The organism is Cyclonatronum sp., from assembly GCF_022565315.1.
GTDB lineage: Bacteria > Bacteroidota > Rhodothermia > Balneolales > Cyclonatronaceae > Cyclonatronum.
On record NZ_JAIUMX010000036.1, the window covers coordinates 1 to 16,143 of the forward strand.

Consider the following 16,143-nt stretch of genomic DNA (forward strand, 5'->3'; position numbering starts at 1 on the left):
AGTAACGGGCGGCTGTGCAGGAAGGCCGGTTGAGGCCCCGCTCACAACGGCCAGGAAATAGCCGCTCACCACACCGGCAACGAAAAGCCCGATGAAAGAAAGGGCGGCTTTGAGGGTGGTATTAGTCATTATCGGACTGATTGAAGTAAAACGGGAATTCGGAAACGAGCAGCTGCTCCTGATGGAAAAGCTGACGCTCATCCTGCTGGTAAATCCAGTCGGTGATGTGGTCTTCGTCGAAATCGAAGGTCTGCGGCGATAGCAGCCATGCGCCGGCGAGTACCACCATCATGGCGGCAGCGGCAGCCATGTATTTGGGGAACCAGGAAATCACAACCGCGGTGAAATCGGTACCCAGCGCTGCCCGGATCTCGCGGATGTTTTCCTCCGGCGCCGCGTGAAGCGGGAAGGCCTCACTGAGTGCCGGCAGTGCCGCATCCTGCTGAAGGGCCAGCCATTCGGCCTTCAGATCGGGGAAGGCGTTCAGAGCCTGTTCGAGCTGCTGCAGCTGCTGCGGGCTGCAGTCGTGTTCGAGGCAGTCAAACATCAGGGCTTGAAGTTGTTCACGTGTCATGTTCATATCCTGCTTTGGTTAACAATTCTTTGAGCATCAGCCGCGCCCGGAAGAGCCGGCTTTTTACGGTTCCGTCTTTGAGCCCGGTTATAGCGGCGATATCGGCTACGGGCAGGCCTTCGATTTCGCGCATCACAATTAAATCGCGGTATTCGAGATCGAGCTTAGCGATAGCCTGCTGCACCATTCTTACAGATTCGCGGCTGTTTACGGGGTCGGTGTCTTCATCGGCATCGAGGCGGCTTTCATCCATTTCCGCGTCGGTGTGGTAGCGCCGCCGGGTGCGCAGCCGCCGCATAGCGTCGATGCAGGTGTTTCGCGCAATTCTGAAAAGCCAGGTGTACAGGGCGGCGTCGCCTCCGAAACTTCCGATGCTGCGAACCGCCTTGAGAAACACTTCTTGTGTGAGATCCTGCGAATCAAGCCCCGAGCCCAGGGTATATGCCCGAACTGACCGCTCAATACGGGGATACAGCTCTTCGAGCTGATCATCGAGCTGCTGCTGAGGGCTGGTTTGCACGGACACGGCTGGTGGGGGAAAACGAAATGAGGAAAGTTGGCTGAAACTTAAAAGGAGGAATCCGGCGGGCAATGGCCTGCCGGATTCCCCGGGCTTAAGGTACTGAATAAAGCTTAGCGGTTGTTCCGGCGGTTGCGCTCTGCCGGGGCATCCGGCCGCTGCTGCCGGTCAACGCGGCCCTGCATATTCTGCCTGTTTTGCGGCATCAGCTGATTCCATTCTTCGGTCCACTGCGCGAATTCTTCTTCGCTAAGTACTTCCCGGATTTGTTCATTCAGCTGCTCGCGGTGTACCTGCAGGCGCTGCCGCTGCTGCCGTGTTTCGCTCATTTCTGCCTGTGTGCGCATGGCATTCTGCATGGCTTCGCGTACGGGTGCCATTTCCTCGCGGAAGTTTGCATGAATTTCTACAAGCTGCCGGGTTTTGGCATCGTCAAGCCCCATATCCTCTGCAACGGCCTCAATGTAGGCGGTGCGCATCAGATCCTGCTGTGCCTGCCGGTTATCCATGCGCTCACTGCGGATTTGTGCGATCTGTTCGAGCTGAGCCGGGGTTAGTACTGCTTCGATCCGGGTGCGCATATCGGTACGTCTTTCCGCCATAGCGGCGCGGTTGTCTGCCTGGGCACGGCGGTTCTGCCGTCCGGCAAATTCAGAGCGCTGCTGCTGCATATCGCGGCGGAAATCAACGCGGATGCGGGCAATCTCAGCCTGCTGCTGTTCGGTGAGGTTAATCTCGTTGCCGTAAATCAGTGCCATAGTATGGATGTCAGCACCACGGTTACCTGATTGAGCTGACTGACCGCGCTGCTGCGCACTGAGATCAGCAAAACCGGCAAAGAGTACCAAAACGGCTGTTGCTACACTTAAAATGATTGTTCGTTTCATAGCTTAACTCCTGTTGAAGGATGGGAAATATTATCTGGTTACGCCACTTTAGACGCCCGCTTTCCCAAAACGTTCACCTGATAAACCTCTTTTTGGAGTCCAAAAATATAATAATCATATTGCAAATACCGCCCCCAGTCGCTTTAATGGATGTTTTTAGTTGCTTTAGCGGCACTATCTCAAATACTTTTTGTTTTAGACCATAAAAAGAGTAATTTAGGTAAGCAATTTTGTAACGCTTAAGATGTATAAATGTACAGAGTATGCCTCAAGATTGTATCCGCAATATTTTACAACACAAATTTTAGTAATTATGTCAGCAGAACAAGTATCCGGCCGCGTTAAATGGTTTAACGATGATAAAGGCTTTGGATTTATCGAACAAGAAAACGGCCCGGATGTCTTTGTACATCATAGCGCTATCAATCTTCCAGGCTTCAAAACCCTTAAGGAAGGTCAATACGTTACAATGAATGTAACACAAAGCTCCAAAGGACTTCAGGCTGAGAACGTAAATCCTGAATAAGGGTTCTTCTCAAGCTTAATTTTCCGGCCGCCTCTGCTTTGCAGAGGCGGCTTTTTTTTTGATAATAATTCCTGGCGCAAATCCTTACCTTGAGGTTAGATTTATTTTCTCATTTTGATTTTTGATTATACAAAAGGCCATGATTCCCAAAATTTTGTTTTTCCTTTCTTTAACTGTCCTTCTTTTCACGCCGCTTATTTCTCAGGCACAGACCGGCAGCACCGGTTCGGACTCCCCGGCATTTAATCCGCAGCTTCAGGTTTACGGCGCCTTCAGACCCGTTTTCACCACCGTTTCTACAACGGAAAGGGACGGCAGCAGCGGGAATGTTTCTGCAATCAATGCGCGGCTGCACCTCGGCAGCCGGCTCACCTTTACCCCTGACTTTTACCTACAGGCGCGACTCGCCGTTCGGGTAGCAGATAATCAGGGAGATTTCAGCTTTGTTTTTCAGGATCACACCCCCGGCAGCGGCAGCTATCCGGCCGGTACCGCTACCATCGATGAGATTTTCGCCTCTTACAGCATCACCCCAAAACTACAGCTGCGGGCAGGGCGCTTTCAGGGACGTTTCCCGCTGGCGGGTTTTATCCCCAAAGGACTGGACCGTTACTACGCTGCGAACCTCAGCATTTCACACACCGACGGACTCTGGCTGCGCTGGGATGCGCACCCCAACTGGCGGCTTCATGGTATCCTGAGCCGAAACGGTACTAAGGGCAGCACACACGCCGCACGAAGCCCCATGAGCTTTCAGCCCGACGGCGCGCGGCTTTCGTGGTTTTTTAATGCCGAGCACCGCAACACCAGCGGACTTTGGGTACAGCGCGAGCTGAGCATCTCCCATACTTCAGATGTGATCTCTGAAGGCGGTTCCCTACAGGGCTACACCGCCATCACAGGGCGCGCGATGATGCGCCTGCCGCTGAGTCCTGCTCAGGGTGAATTCTGGGCCGGGGGCGAGCTGGGTATCGTACCCAATGCGCCAAAGGTTGAAACCGTAACAGGCGGCATCAGCAGCGACCGCACCTTTATCGGCGGTGCCGCTACGGGCTGGCAGGTTTCGGCCTACGCCAACGAAGTGCTGCCCCGGCATTTGTTTGGGGTGCTCTACGGCGAAACCGAGCCGCACTGGCTGGTATCTTCAAGCTTCAGCGGAAACACAACCATGGCCGAATTCCGGCACCGCTTCATCATAAGCAGCACCCTCAATTTCGAGTGGCGCATCCGTTACCGTACGGACCTCTACAAGCCGGTAACGGCATCCGCAAGCCGTAAAATCAGCGATTTCTACGCGCGCTTCACCTACCGCTTCTGAGTAACCCCGCATTTTCTTTAATACCAAAAAAGCCCCGGGACCAGCGGTTCCGGGGCTTTTTTATGTCATCTCATCCCTAAAAATCCGTTTCGGATTTACCGGCGGAATTCCTTCATGAAGGCTGCGAGAGCTTCCACACTTTCCGGCTCGCAGGCATTGTAGATGCTTGCCCGGAACCCGCCCACGCTGCGGTGCCCTTTCAGACCCTTGAGGTTGCGGCTCTCTGCTTCGGCGAGGAACGTCTTGGTCAGGCTTTCATCCTTCAGGCGGAAAGTAACGTTCATGTGCGAGCGCGATGCAGCTTCAGTCGTGCCCATGTAGAAGTCGTCGGCATCAATCTCATCATAGAGCAGCTTTGCTTTAGCCGCATTGCGGGCTTCCATCGCGGCAAGACCGCCGTTTGCTTCAATCCAGGCCAGTACCTTGTTGAACATGTACACCCCGAAAACCGGCGGCGTGTTGAACATAGTGCCCACATGGGTGTTGTAGTTCAGAATGGTTGGGATGCCTTCCTTTTTGCCTTTTGCCAGAAAATCCTTGCGGACGATCACGATGGTGAGTCCCGCAGGGCCCGCATTTTTCTGCGCACCGGCGTAAATGAGGCCGTACCGGCTTACGTCCAGCGGACGGCTCAGGAAATCTGAGGAAGCATCACAAACCAGGGGCACGCCATTGGTTTCGGGCTCCTTGCGAAACTGCGTACCAAAAATGGTGTTGTTAGACGTGAAATGCACGTACTCAGGCTCAGGCGTGAGCTTCAGTTCGCTGCTCTCGGGTACGCGGCTGAAATTGAGCTCTTCTGATGAATAGGCCACATTTACACGCCCAAACAGTTTGGCTTCCTTAATTGCTTTTTTCGACCAGGTGCCGGTGCTGATGTAATCGGCGGTTTGGGAGCTGCCCAAAAAGTTGAACGGCACCATCATAAACTGATGGCTTGCGCCGCCCTGCAGAAAGAGGATTTCGAAGTCTTCGCCCAGGCCCAAAATGCGTTTGAGGCGTTCCTGCGCCTGACGGTCAACTTCCACATACTCGGGACCGCGGTGGCTGAGTTCAATTACGGACGAGCCGGAACCGGCAAAATCCAGAAATTCCTGTTGTGCTTCCTTCAGTACTTCCAGCGGAAGCGCGGCTGGTCCTGCACTAAAATTGTGTGCGCGTGTCATAGCTTGGTTTAAATTTTTTTGTAGGGTGATGTGTTCTGTGTCAAATAATAAGTAAAGATGCCGGGTCCGGGCTTTCCGGTTTTCCCCCGCTTTGTTTCTCCCGTCGGGTGATGACGAAGCCTAAAACAGATGTACGAGCAGGCCGGAACGCAACTTTGGTTCGAACCAGGTCGACTTTGGCGGCATGAGCAGGCCTGCATCGGAAACATCCATCAGCTCCTGCATCCCGGTCGGGTACACACTGAAGCCCAGCGCGGCTTTACCGCTGTCAACAAGCTTTTCAAGCTCTGCCGTGCCGCGGATTCCTCCGATAAAGGAAATATTGGCGTCGGTGCGCGGGTTACCGATTCCGAAATAAGGCTCAAAGACAAACTGCTGCAAACGGGCGGCATCCAGCAGGCTCACGGGGTCAGCAGCTCCCGGCTGCGGCAGGGTGAAGGTGTACCAGCTTCCCCTGTAATAAACGCAAACATCGCCCTTTTTGCCGGGAACCGGATTATCGGTCGGCTTCAGCTTCATCTCAGAACGGAAGTGCTCAAAAGCGGCCGCATCCGCTTTGTGGATTACGCGGTTATAGGGCAGGATCTCCATCTGATTCTTGGGGAAAATCACAGCCGGGAAAAAATTGTATTCTTCTTCGCCGGTGTGGTTTGGGTTGGTTTCCCGCATGTGCTCAACGAGCCGTGAGGCACTTTTGCACCGGTGATGCCCGTCGGCTACATACAGCGCCGGCAGTGCCGAAAACGCCCGGTACAGTTCGCCGGCTGCCGGCTGCTTCCAGATGGTGTGCTGCACGCCGTCTGGCGCGGTGAAGTCGAAGAGCGGTTCGGCAGATTCCGCCGCCGCGAGCAGGGCCGTGATTTCGTCGGTTTCGTGGCAGCTGAGCATCACCGGCTCGGCGTGCGCCTGCTGCTCCCGGATGTGGCGGGTGCGGTCGTCTTCCTTATCAGGGCGGGTGAGTTCATGCTTGAGGATGAGGTCAGCATCATAATCGGCAACGCTCACGCAGGTAAAAAGACCTGTTTGCGATCGGCCCTTCCAGACAAGCCGGTACACATACAGTGCCGGCTCTGCTTCTTCAACAAGCAAACCATTGCTGCACATCTCTTTAAGTTTTTCAGCACCAGCCGCGTAAACTTCATCGGCGTGCTCGTCAATACTTTCTGTGAAATTTATTTCCGGCCTGATAACATGCAGAAAACTTTCGGGCAGCCCCCCGGCAAGGCTCCTTGCCTCCTCCGCATTGATTACATCATAAGGTACACAGGCTACACGTGCTGCTTGTTGGGGTTCAGGCCGCCAGGCGCGGAAAGGTTTAATCGTTATCATATAGAATTAAGGATCGTAAAAACCGGACTACAGCCATTCGGGCATCACTTGCTGCAAATCGGTATATTCACATTCAAATTAAAAAATTGCTGAGCGGAACCGGCCCGGGGTCCCGCTTTCCGGTAAACTTTCTAAAATACAAAATTAAGCTTCAAAGCTGTATGGAACTCCCTCTAAAAGAACTGCCTGAAGAAAAAAAGCACATGCTGCTGTTTATGATGCTGCTTCAGCAGTACGAAAAAATCGCTTCGATGAACATGGGCGAGCTGCCCAACCCCGTACACAATCAGAAAGAAGTGGATCTGAAGTCGGCCCGTTTCGCAGTCGATACCCTTCAAATGCTGCGGGCCTACACAAGCGGCAACCTCAACAACGATACAAGTGAATACCTGGAAAGCCTCTACACAAAATTAAGCGGGAAGCTCAGCACGCTTGTTGCTGAAGAAGAGGCAAAAAAAGCGGACAGCGATATCGGTTTTCCCGGCAAAACAGAAGAAAACTGAGCTTATGTCCGAAACCGTTTACAAGCCCGTTACCGCAGCCGGTGGCGTTGTATTCACGCAGATCGCCGGAAAACCGCACGTCCTCATGATTTACCGCAACGACGTCTGGGATTTGCCCAAGGGCAAGCTCGACAAAGGCGAAAGCATCCCGGAATGTGCCGCGCGCGAAGTGTCTGAGGAGACCGGGTGCCCCCTGCCCGAAATAAAAGCGGAGCTTGGAACAACGCTGCACCAATACACCGACAAATGGGGCGATTTCGAGAAAACAACCTGGTGGTACGCCATGCAGACGAAAGCCAAAAAGTTCAGTCCCCAAACTGACGAAGGCATCACAAAAGTCTGCTGGATTGAGCTGAAGCGCGCCCGTGAAATTGCCGGATTCGAAAACCTGAAAGAAGTACTAAACCGCTTCGCTTCTATTTTTGATGAAGGAAGCCTGAGCTGAAACGGCCGGCTGTGTCGCAGCTGCACCCTTCGGCCCGGCTGAGTTCGGCTTTTCAGCTTCCCTCTCTATCCTAAACACAGCTTCTTCGGCTTCATGGCATAAAAAAAGCTGCTTCCTTTCGGAAGCAGCTTTTTTTGTTGGTCAGATAAGGAAATTACTGAAGACGGAAAATAACCGGCTGCGTCATCTGTACGCGTACCGGACGACCGCGCTGCATACCCGGTGTGAAACGCATTTGTGAAATAGCTGCAACAGCTGCTTCGTCGAGGCCACCGGCACCGGCGCTGCGGACTACCTGCGGATTCTGAACCCGGCCCTGCTCATCCACGATAAACTGAATAATTACCCGGCCTTCGATTCCTGCACGTCGTGCCATATCGGGGTAACGAAGTGCGTCATAGAGGGCAGCCTGACCGCCGATCATTTCGGGCATGTTTTCCACAACTACGAAGATTTCGTCTTCGAAATCATCTGCTGGCGGTGGTGGTGGTGGTGGTGCGTCGAAACCGGCGTCCATATCAAGGAAGGCATCCATATCGAGAAGATCATCATCGATGATGGCATCATCCGGTACTTCAATAGGAACCGGCGGACGTGGCGGGGGCGGAGGAGTCTCGATTATTTCAGTTTGAATGATGTCTTCAATTTCGAGCTCAATTCGGTCAATCTGCTCAATTACAAACTCGCCGCCGAAATCGACATTGAATTTAAACAAGCCGACCGCAACAAGAAGAGCAATTACAAGACTGCTTTGCAGTGTAATCTGATAATCTTTGCGTAAATCTTTTTCCGGTTTTTTCTTTGGACCCATGACAATTCGATAGAGTTAGTTGAGTAAACGTCGTTGAATATACTGCATATTTATCAAAACACAAATAATGCCTGATTATTTCAGAATAAAAAAACCGCTCATAAGCTCTTATTAAACAGCATTATCCGCATGTGATTAATAGATTAAGCAGCTGAACAGAAGCGATACATGCTCTAATTTGAATCTGTTTTTTTTGGATTTAGTGATTCTGCGGGAATAAATTTAGAGCGGTAAAACCAAAGCATAAGTCCGGCAAGCGACGCACCTACAGCATTATATCCTATATCTGACACCATTCCGCTACGCCCGTAAGGCATCGCAAACTGCATCAATTCAACTATTGCCCCAAAAATAATTCCTATAAGGATCATCAGAAAAACAGAGAAACGGGGTTTGTTAAAAAAAACCATCATGTTCATACCAAAAAGGAAGGTCCATCCCCCGAACAAAATTACGTGCCCGAGTTTGGGGTTTCCCCAGCGGGCCGCTGAAACCAGCATATCCCCCGGAAACAGGGTTAAATACATTGCGAGAATCATCCATCCAAACAGCAACAGGGGCAACACAGGTGATATCTGCTTAAGAAATTCGTGCAGTTTCAAAGCATACCTCCCGCTGAAGGCTTCACCTGCCTGCCAAGCCGCTCATAACTTTCGAGCAGGGCAAGCCGGCAAACATCGAGCATCAGGCCAGGGTTTAGGGCTGCATCAGGAATCTGACTCAGCATCCCGGCAATCAGGCCCGCGAGCACATCGCCGAAACCTGTTCGTGCAAAGCGCCGCAGGTCGTAGGCCGTTATGCTGATTTCGTTTTTGATGCCGGCGAGGGCCGGACTCCCCTTAGCAAGGTACACCATGTTTGCTGAGCACGGAAAAATGTCCAGGGCCTCGAGCAGCTGATCTGTTGTTGCCGTGCGAAAACCATGCAGCTGCTCCTGCTCTCCCGGATGCGGTGTAACGATGAGGCGCAGGCTTTCGGGCAGTTTCGCGGTATGGCCGGCGAGGGCGCGGAAGCCGTCGGCATCGAGCACAACGGGTACCCTCACCAGCTTCAGCAGCTGCCGCACAGCCGAGGCCGTTTCGGGATGGGTTCCCAGGCCGGGACCAAGCACCAAAACACCGGGGCGCTTTTCCAGCACTTCGGCAACCGGGCGCACCGCATCAGCTTTAAAAAGCCCGCTGCCGTCGCCGGGGATAATCTTCCGGGTGATGTCCACAAAGTGCGCGTCGTAAGCGGGCGACACCTCCGCTGTCGTGAAAACCTGAACCGAGCCGCAGCCCGTACTCCAGGCCGCTTTCGCTGCCAGAATTACCGCACCGGTGAGGCCCGGCGAGCCGCCCAGCACATACACGTTCCCGTTCTGATATTTGTGATGAACCGTTTTGCCCTGCAAAAGCTGCTGCAGGCGCTGCTCAATTTCGGATTTGTCTCCGGGGGAGAGGCTTCGGAGCACGGGACCGCCGGTCTGCCTGAGCAGATGCTCCGGAAACGGCAGCGGACACAGCAGGCGCCGGCCGCTCAGCTCCGGGCCCATCCCCAGATAGCAGCCCGACTTTGCCGTGCCAAACATGCAGCTTGTGTGCGCCTTCAGCGCGCAGCCCATTACTTCGCCGGTATCGGCATGGAGGCCGCTCGGAATATCCATCGCGAATACGCGCGCTTGCCAGCGGTTTACCGATTCGATGATCTCCGCGAGAGCGCCGGTGATTTCCCGCTGAAGTCCGGTGCCGAACAGGCCGTCAACGACCGTGCAGTACACGCGGTCGGGCAGGGCGTTTTCGAAGAAGCGGAGCGGCAGGCCGGCATCAGCCTGCTTCATCTTTTCCAGGATTTGCAGGTTGGCGGCAGCATCAGCCGACATCCCGTCTGTGCCCAGGGCAAGACACACATCCACCGAAAAGCCCTTCATCAGCAGCAGGCGCGAAACCGCGAGGGCGTCGCCGGCATTGTTGCCTTTGCCGCACAGGCTCAGTACCCGCACCGGCTCGGGCTGCACCTCACAAATGGCGTCGGCGGCCCGCTGAGCGGCCACTTCCATCAGGGTGAAGCCCGAAATGCCGAGCTGCTCGATGGTCAGCCGGTCAATTTCGCGGGACTGTGCAGCAGTATAAAGCCGGTTTTCATAGCCGGGTGGTATCATGGATGATTCGTTTCGTCTGATAAATTAAACGGGATAAAATTGCAGCGTAAGTGCCGCGGCCGCGAAGCCGAAGGCCAGACCTGCGATGCTCTGCGCCGGTGTGTGGGCGTTCAGGGTGATGCGCGACCAGGCCACAGCAGCGCTCAGCAGCAGCCCCGCCGCCGCAAGCAACAGGCTCCCGGCCGGACTTAGCAGGGCAGCGCCGGTGAAGCCGGCATAATACGCCGCCATCGCGATGGCCGTACAGTGAATGCTGATTTTCCACCACAGGGTAATGACCGATGCAAGCACGCTGCTCCAAAGCAGGGCAAACGCGGCATTTTGGATGAGGCCGAAGGGGCCTTCCACCGAAATCAGCAGGGCGAAACCCGCCCCGTACAGCGCAATGCCGAGCAGGAAAGGCAGCGGCCGGCGGCTGCGGTTTCTGATTTCGAGCGACTCAATACGCTTTGCTTTCAGAAAAAGCAGCAGCAGGCCGAAGGGCAGCACCGCAAAGAACAGAACTGAAATGAACAGCAGCTCCCGTGCCGGGCCAGGCTCGTGCCCCGCCGCGCCCAGCAGCCAGAACAGCGGCGCGACCAGCATAAGCGGGTTCAGGGCCACTGAGATCAGGCGGGCTAAAGGTTGGCGGGCGTCATCCAAAACGGGGCAGGTTGAAATTAGTGACTGTTTAACGGGTTGAGGGAGGAGGAATGTTTTCATAGCTATAGCTCAGACTACATGCGCTCAACCGTCATAAAGGTTGGCGCCTCAAATGATCCGGTATGTGTTCCCATAAATGGTATCTTCTTTGCTCCATCTATAATGTAACCATTTATCAGAGCATCAAGCACTTCAGGATGATTGGAAAATTGATAGTACCAAACGGAAAAGAAACCTTTTTCTTTAGACAAACTTACGATGTTCTCGATATCTGTTGACCGGGGTGTTGAGTTATATTTCGAAAATTGTCTTTGGGCAAGATCCCTCGCTTCCAGCCTGCTTTGCCATCTGTCATCCTTTTCTGAATAATCAGGATGCCCCGGCAGCCTGTCTAAGCCTACTAAATCCATAAATGCCTGAACTTTACTGAGTTTGTCTTGTGCAATACCAGACTTTATTACAACCCTTCCTTCTGAGTCAATTTCTATGAAATGGATTAAATTATTTTGATGAGGCAGAAATGGATTAGTTAGTGCAATGTCTTTATTAGACTTTGTGCTATTGCAATTAGAACACGCTAATAAAAAATTATTCCAGTCATAGCAAAGGTCTGCATAAATTAATTCGCCTTCTTTATTCGTAACCTTTCGGCCTTTTATATGCTCAATGTGAAGGGATGAACGGGTTACCTGTTTTTCACAATAAGAACAAAAAGACCCGATTTCGCCAATGAGTTCTGGTTTAGCATCCCCCCAGGGCTTATAATGACCCTCAGATTTACCTTTAACGGACTTTACAACAGGTCTCATCACAGCTATTCTTTAGGAAATTCTGACTCTAAGAGGGCTACGTAAGCCGGATCTTTGCTGAACTTTACCCTGAGACCATCCAATAATCTCTTTGCTTTAGCTATTTCATCAGTAGAAGCCTTCTTATTGACTAAATCAAAATATTCCCTGGCTTTCGATTGCATTTCTGAGAATTCGGCACTCCTTTTCACATTGATAACGCCCATTTCATTTTCTGAAATTTCTTCCACACTATATTTATTTGGGTCATGATCAAGCCCTTTAACTTCGTCAAGATTAATTAATTCATCTGACTTTAGGCTTTGAACGATAAAAGGGGAATGTGTTGTAGCTACAAACTGTATGTTCTTAAACACAGTTTTCAGGTCCGACACAATTCTTTTTTGCCAGTTAGGATGCAGGTGAAGGTCAAGTTCGTCAATTAAAACCAGGCCCGGTGTCAGGCTCACGGCATCATCCCCCAGATGAGGATTGAGTTTAATACACCGATATGCGATGTCAGCAACCATTCCAATTAAATTCCGATAGCCATCGCTTAACTGACTAAATAGCAGCCTGTCAGTTTTGTTGTTATTTTTAAAGATACCAATTAAATCTTCATCCTTAAAACTATATGACATATCAGTCCAGTGATTGTCAGGGATCATTGAAATAATTGCCTCTTTAAAACTTTGCAGCAGGGCTTTCTCCTTCGGTGAGCCGAACTTCTTAATTTCGTCTTCATACGTTTTATACCACGAAAGAAACTCTTTGCTCGATGATTTTGGCGACAGGCACCTTGTGTAGGCCAGCTCTACGCCTTCCCCCTGCTTTTTATAAACTGCTTTTTTTTCTTCATGTTCGGCCCACAAACGTCCCGTTCCGTGATATGCAATTACAGGGAATGTAACCTTACCGTTTTGCCGGCTTTCCTGTAACATCCCGGATGCAAGGCGTTCAATGTTTTTGGCATCCGCATAAGTTGTTGTTGTTTTCTGACTCAGCTTATTAACCGTACGCTTCCATCCCTCTTTCAGATAAACACCATTAACTTCACCAAAGCATTCTATTTCAACCGGAAGCTGTGGCCTTGGCTGACCTTCAATCGTTTTTACTCTTACTTCTCTTTTATTTATTCCCCGTGCTTCGTGATTAGCAACATCTATACCGCGCAAAAAACTTCCGGCTGCTACTGCGAGTGCATCCAAAGCGGAAGTTTTCCCCTTGGCATTATCTCCAATAAGCACTGTGAAATTTGGGTTTAAATCAAACGTTTCGTCAGCAAAACCTTTGAAGTTTTTTATTTTAATTTTGTCGATTCTCACTTATGTCAACATTTAAAAATGCCCGAAATTTGTTTGCGTAAACCTTGTATGCTGATTTATTGTACGAAAAAATGAATTTAAGCTATCAAAATATAAAAATTACCGAAGAACTGTGCCGACATATTCAAAGTTTGGCTGAATGGCTTTTATGCACTTTTGATTTAACCGATATAAATTGGCTAAACCTGTGAGCCCACACGCTAACTCTGCCACACAAAATTCAATCAGGCCTTAGTCTCATCCCGGTATTAAAAACCGGGATGAGAACACAACACCTCAAATTACTAATAAGCCCGCGCGAAGAGCACTTTCTGCGCCGACGCCTTGCCGGTGAGCATGCACTTGCCGGGCGTTTTATCGCCGTGAAGGGGGATGCAGCGGATGGTCGCCTTCGTCTCCTCCTTGATGCGCGCCTCAGTTTCGGGCGTGCCGTCCCAGTGTGCGTAGATGAAGCCGCCCTTTTCGTCGAGTATGCTTTTGAACTCTTCATAGCTTTCCGCCACGTGCGTGTTGGCTTCCATGCGGTCTTTGGCGGCTTGCAGCAGTTCGGCCTGCATGTTATCGAGCAGGGACTGCACCTCGGTCAAAATGGCGTCGCGGTCGAGCAGCTGCTTGTCGCGGGTGTCGCGGCGCACGCACTCGGCTTTCAGGTTCTGAACATCCCGCGGACCAACCGCAAGGCGCACCGGTACGCCCTCAACTTCGTGCTGTGCAAATTTCCAGCCGGGCTTGTACTGATCGCGGTCATCGAGCTTCACGCGGATGCCGGCTTTGTGCAGTTCTTTTTTGATTTCAGCGGCGTAGGCCACAACGGCTTCGCGCTCGTCATCTTTGCGGTAAATGGGCACAATCACGACCTGCCAGGGGGCGATGCGCGGGGGGATGATGAGGCCGTCGTCGTCGGAGTGCGTCATAATCAGGCCGCCGATCAGGCGGGTGGAAACGCCCCAGCTCGTGGCCCAAACGTGCTTCAGCTGACCGTCTTTGTCCTGAAAGGTACAGTCGAAGGCTTTGGCGAAATTCTGCCCCAAAAAGTGGGACGTACCGGCCTGCAGGGCTTTGCCGTCCTGCATGAGGGCTTCGATGCAGTAGGTTTCAACGGCGCCGGCAAAACGCTCGCTCTCGGTTTTAACCCCGGTAATCACCGGCATCGCCATGTATTCTTCGGCAAAGGTGCGGTACACTTCGAGCATCTGTTTGGTTTCGGCTACGGCCTCTTCCTCGGTGGCGTGCGCGGTATGACCTTCCTGCCAGAGGAACTCCATGGTGCGTAAAAACAGGCGCGTACGCATCTCCCAGCGCACCACATTCGCCCACTGATTCACCAGAATCGGCAGGTCGCGGTAGGACTGAATCCAGCCGCGGTAGGTGTCCCAGATGATGGTTTCGGAAGTCGGCCGCACAATCAGCTCTTCTTCGAGCTTCGAGTCGGGGTCCACATCTACGCCGTCTTCGGTGCTGATGAGCCGGCTGTGCGTTACTACCGCGCACTCTTTGGCGAAGCCTTCCACATGGTTGGCTTCCTTGGAAAGAAACGATTTGGGGATAAACAGCGGGAAGTAGGCATTCTGATGCCCGGTATCCTTAAACATGCGGTCGAGGGCGTCGCGCATGTTTTCCCAGAGGGCGTAGCCGGTAGGTTTAATGACCATGCAGCCCCGCACCGGCGAGTGCTCGGCAAGGCTTGCTTCCTTAATAATATCCTGATACCACTGCGAATAGTCTTTGCTGCGCGGCGTGATGTTCTTGGCCATAAAGTCAGTTTTGAATTGGAATTAGCACGTGCACCTCATGTTGATGCTTTTCGTTAGCCTGCAAAGATAGCATTTTTTACCCCAACTTTCGGGCCCGGTTTGCTGCTGAAACGCCTGCGGATGCACCCTTTCAGTACCGGACAGGCCTCCGGAAATCTCCCGCAAAAAGCCGAATCCTGATGTGGCTTTTGGCTCACTTTTGCCTTATATTTGCAGTCTTGCAAAAAATGGCGTGGTAGCTCAGCCGGTTAGAGCGTCGGATTCATAACCCGGAGGTCGGCGGTTCAAGTCCGCCCCACGCTACGAAACCCTAAATAAACATTTAAGGCCGCATCCCTGAACAGGAAGCGGCTTTTTTTATGCCCTGAAATCAGCCAGCCAGCCGCTGATCTCCGCGTGTACCCGCTGCGGCTCTTCGAGGTAAGGGCAATGACCAAGCCCCGAAAGTACGCTTTCCCGATAGGGGGTGCCGTTCGCGGCGCGGGCGTCGAGCAGGGCGCGGGTTTGCAGCAGCATGGGCTGCGGGGGCAGGTCGGCCTCACCCGGGAAGCCGGGAATCAGGCCAAGCGCTCCCAGCACGGCCGGGTCAGAGCCGGAGCGGTCGCTCACAATCGCGTCTTCGGCGCCGCGCAGCCAGAGCAGGGGCACGGGCTCACGGGCCTGCAGCACCGCCTCCGCCAGACCCCGCAGCTGTTTCGGGGAGATGCTGTTCACGATGCCGCGCTCGCCGGGCGCGTATCCCGGCCAGTTGGGGCTCGGAAGCACATCCCCCGGGAAACCGCCGTCCTCAAGCCGCAGCGAGAACATGCCGTCGAGCAGCGGATGCGCCTCGTCCAGCTCCATGCGGTTGCGCAGCACGTACTGTTGCAGCACCCAGGCGGGGGAGGTCACCACCGGCGGCTGTTTGCTGCGGTCGCCCGCGCGGATGCGCGCAATCAGCGCGGGGTTGCTCATGCCCGCACCCGAGCCGGCAAAATCCGGGAAATTGGGCGTTCCCTCTGCCCCCTGCGTACCGCCAAAACCGTAGGGCGAGCCCGGCGCAATCTGCACCACGCTCAGCAGCCGGGCGCTATGCGCGGCCAGCAGCTGCCAGCCCACGATACCGCCCAGCGAACTCGCCACCACATGCGCCCGCGCAATCCCGAGGCGGTCGAGCAGGTCCGTGAGGTCGCGTGCCCAGTCCCGGACACCCGTCCGGGCGCCGATCGGCCGGAATTTGGTCTGCCCGAAACCGTTGAGGTCCGGCGCCACGCAGAAGTACCGCTGCGGATCGAAACACCGCATCAGCGGCGCCCACCACGCCCCCGTGCTCGTGTTGCCGTGCACAAACAGCAGCGGCGTTTTGCCGGCGGCTTCCGTTGTGTTGGTGCGGAGATAGTGCGGACCTGAAAAGGTGGTAAACATAGAAAAGTTGC

Annotated in this window: 17 protein-coding genes and 1 tRNA gene; 5 read left to right on the forward strand and 13 right to left on the reverse strand. The window is 53.3% G+C overall.

All coding sequences use genetic code 11. The features are described 5' to 3' along the window. Positions 1-121: 121 nt before the first annotated feature. From LAT75_RS07690 to LAT75_RS07700, 3 genes are all read right to left on the reverse strand, one after another. Positions 122-574, reverse strand: a complete 453-nt coding sequence (locus tag LAT75_RS07690; RefSeq protein ID WP_291482062.1) for a hypothetical protein — start codon at positions 572-574, stop codon at positions 122-124. Continuing rightward, a complete protein-coding gene (locus LAT75_RS07695; protein WP_291482063.1) occupies positions 564-1,094 on the reverse strand; it encodes a sigma-70 family RNA polymerase sigma factor in 531 nt (176 codons plus the stop codon). The genes LAT75_RS07690 and LAT75_RS07695 overlap by 11 nt, the downstream gene beginning before the upstream one ends. 113 nt (positions 1,095-1,207) lie before the next feature. Beyond that, positions 1,208-1,981, reverse strand: coding sequence for a hypothetical protein (locus LAT75_RS07700; RefSeq protein ID WP_291482064.1), 774 nt, complete (start codon positions 1,979-1,981; stop codon positions 1,208-1,210). A gap of 313 nt (positions 1,982-2,294) precedes the next feature. Between LAT75_RS07700 and LAT75_RS07705 the strand changes: the two genes are divergently transcribed. Further along, positions 2,295-2,507, forward strand: a complete 213-nt coding sequence (locus LAT75_RS07705; protein ID WP_291482065.1) for a cold shock domain-containing protein — start codon at positions 2,295-2,297, stop codon at positions 2,505-2,507. Positions 2,508-2,628: 121 nt separating this feature from the next. After that, positions 2,629-3,825, forward strand: a complete 1,197-nt coding sequence (locus LAT75_RS07710; protein ID WP_291482066.1) for a hypothetical protein — start codon at positions 2,629-2,631, stop codon at positions 3,823-3,825. A gap of 95 nt (positions 3,826-3,920) precedes the next feature. Here LAT75_RS07710 and serC read toward each other — a convergent pair whose 3' ends face one another. Then, positions 3,921-4,991, reverse strand: a complete 1,071-nt coding sequence (serC, locus tag LAT75_RS07715; protein WP_291482067.1) for a 3-phosphoserine/phosphohydroxythreonine transaminase — start codon at positions 4,989-4,991, stop codon at positions 3,921-3,923. A 120-nt stretch (positions 4,992-5,111) separates the two neighbouring features. Next, entirely contained in the window at positions 5,112-6,320 is a 1,209-nt protein-coding gene (locus tag LAT75_RS07720; RefSeq protein WP_291482068.1) for a DUF1015 family protein, read from the reverse strand. A 161-nt stretch (positions 6,321-6,481) separates the two neighbouring features. On the opposite strand from LAT75_RS07720, the gene LAT75_RS07725 reads away from it, so the two are divergent. Then, positions 6,482-6,823, forward strand: coding sequence for a DUF1844 domain-containing protein (locus LAT75_RS07725; protein ID WP_291482069.1), 342 nt, complete (start codon positions 6,482-6,484; stop codon positions 6,821-6,823). Between the two features lie 4 nt (positions 6,824-6,827). Beyond that, complete coding sequence (locus LAT75_RS07730; protein ID WP_291482070.1) at positions 6,828-7,268, forward strand: NUDIX hydrolase; 441 nt, start codon at positions 6,828-6,830, stop codon at positions 7,266-7,268. A 154-nt stretch (positions 7,269-7,422) separates the two neighbouring features. On the opposite strand, the gene LAT75_RS07735 is transcribed toward LAT75_RS07730, so the two are convergent. The 7 genes from LAT75_RS07735 to proS form a co-directional block, all read right to left on the reverse strand. Beyond that, a complete protein-coding gene (locus LAT75_RS07735; protein WP_291482071.1) occupies positions 7,423-8,079 on the reverse strand; it encodes an energy transducer TonB in 657 nt (218 codons plus the stop codon). Between the two features lie 173 nt (positions 8,080-8,252). Next, on the reverse strand, positions 8,253-8,618 hold the full coding sequence (locus LAT75_RS07740) for a VanZ family protein (RefSeq protein WP_363320532.1): 366 nt from the start codon (positions 8,616-8,618) through the stop codon (positions 8,253-8,255). Between the two features lie 59 nt (positions 8,619-8,677). Continuing rightward, positions 8,678-10,219 carry an NAD(P)H-hydrate epimerase gene (locus LAT75_RS07745; RefSeq protein WP_291482072.1) on the reverse strand — a complete coding sequence of 514 codons (1,542 nt, stop codon included), beginning with the start codon at positions 10,217-10,219 and terminating at the stop codon, positions 8,678-8,680. Positions 10,220-10,243: 24 nt separating this feature from the next. Next, positions 10,244-10,921 carry a hypothetical protein gene (locus LAT75_RS07750; protein ID WP_291482073.1) on the reverse strand — a complete coding sequence of 226 codons (678 nt, stop codon included), beginning with the start codon at positions 10,919-10,921 and terminating at the stop codon, positions 10,244-10,246. Positions 10,922-10,935: 14 nt separating this feature from the next. After that, on the reverse strand, positions 10,936-11,670 hold the full coding sequence (locus tag LAT75_RS07755; RefSeq protein WP_291482074.1) for an HNH endonuclease: 735 nt from the start codon (positions 11,668-11,670) through the stop codon (positions 10,936-10,938). A gap of 5 nt (positions 11,671-11,675) precedes the next feature. Next, positions 11,676-12,974, reverse strand: coding sequence for an AAA family ATPase (locus tag LAT75_RS07760; protein ID WP_291482075.1), 1,299 nt, complete (start codon positions 12,972-12,974; stop codon positions 11,676-11,678). A gap of 284 nt (positions 12,975-13,258) precedes the next feature. Beyond that, the gene (gene proS / locus LAT75_RS07765; RefSeq protein ID WP_291482076.1) at positions 13,259-14,728 is read right to left on the reverse strand and encodes a proline--tRNA ligase; all 1,470 of its coding nucleotides are present in this window, start codon (positions 14,726-14,728) and stop codon (positions 13,259-13,261) included. A 229-nt stretch (positions 14,729-14,957) separates the two neighbouring features. On the opposite strand from proS, the gene LAT75_RS07770 reads away from it, so the two are divergent. Then, positions 14,958-15,031, forward strand: a tRNA-Met gene (locus LAT75_RS07770). Between the two features lie 54 nt (positions 15,032-15,085). Here LAT75_RS07770 and LAT75_RS07775 read toward each other — a convergent pair. Further along, positions 15,086-16,132 (reverse strand): alpha/beta hydrolase, encoded by a 1,047-nt coding sequence (locus tag LAT75_RS07775; RefSeq protein ID WP_291482077.1) that lies wholly within the window; start codon positions 16,130-16,132, stop codon positions 15,086-15,088. Between the last annotated feature and the right edge of the window lie 11 nt (positions 16,133-16,143).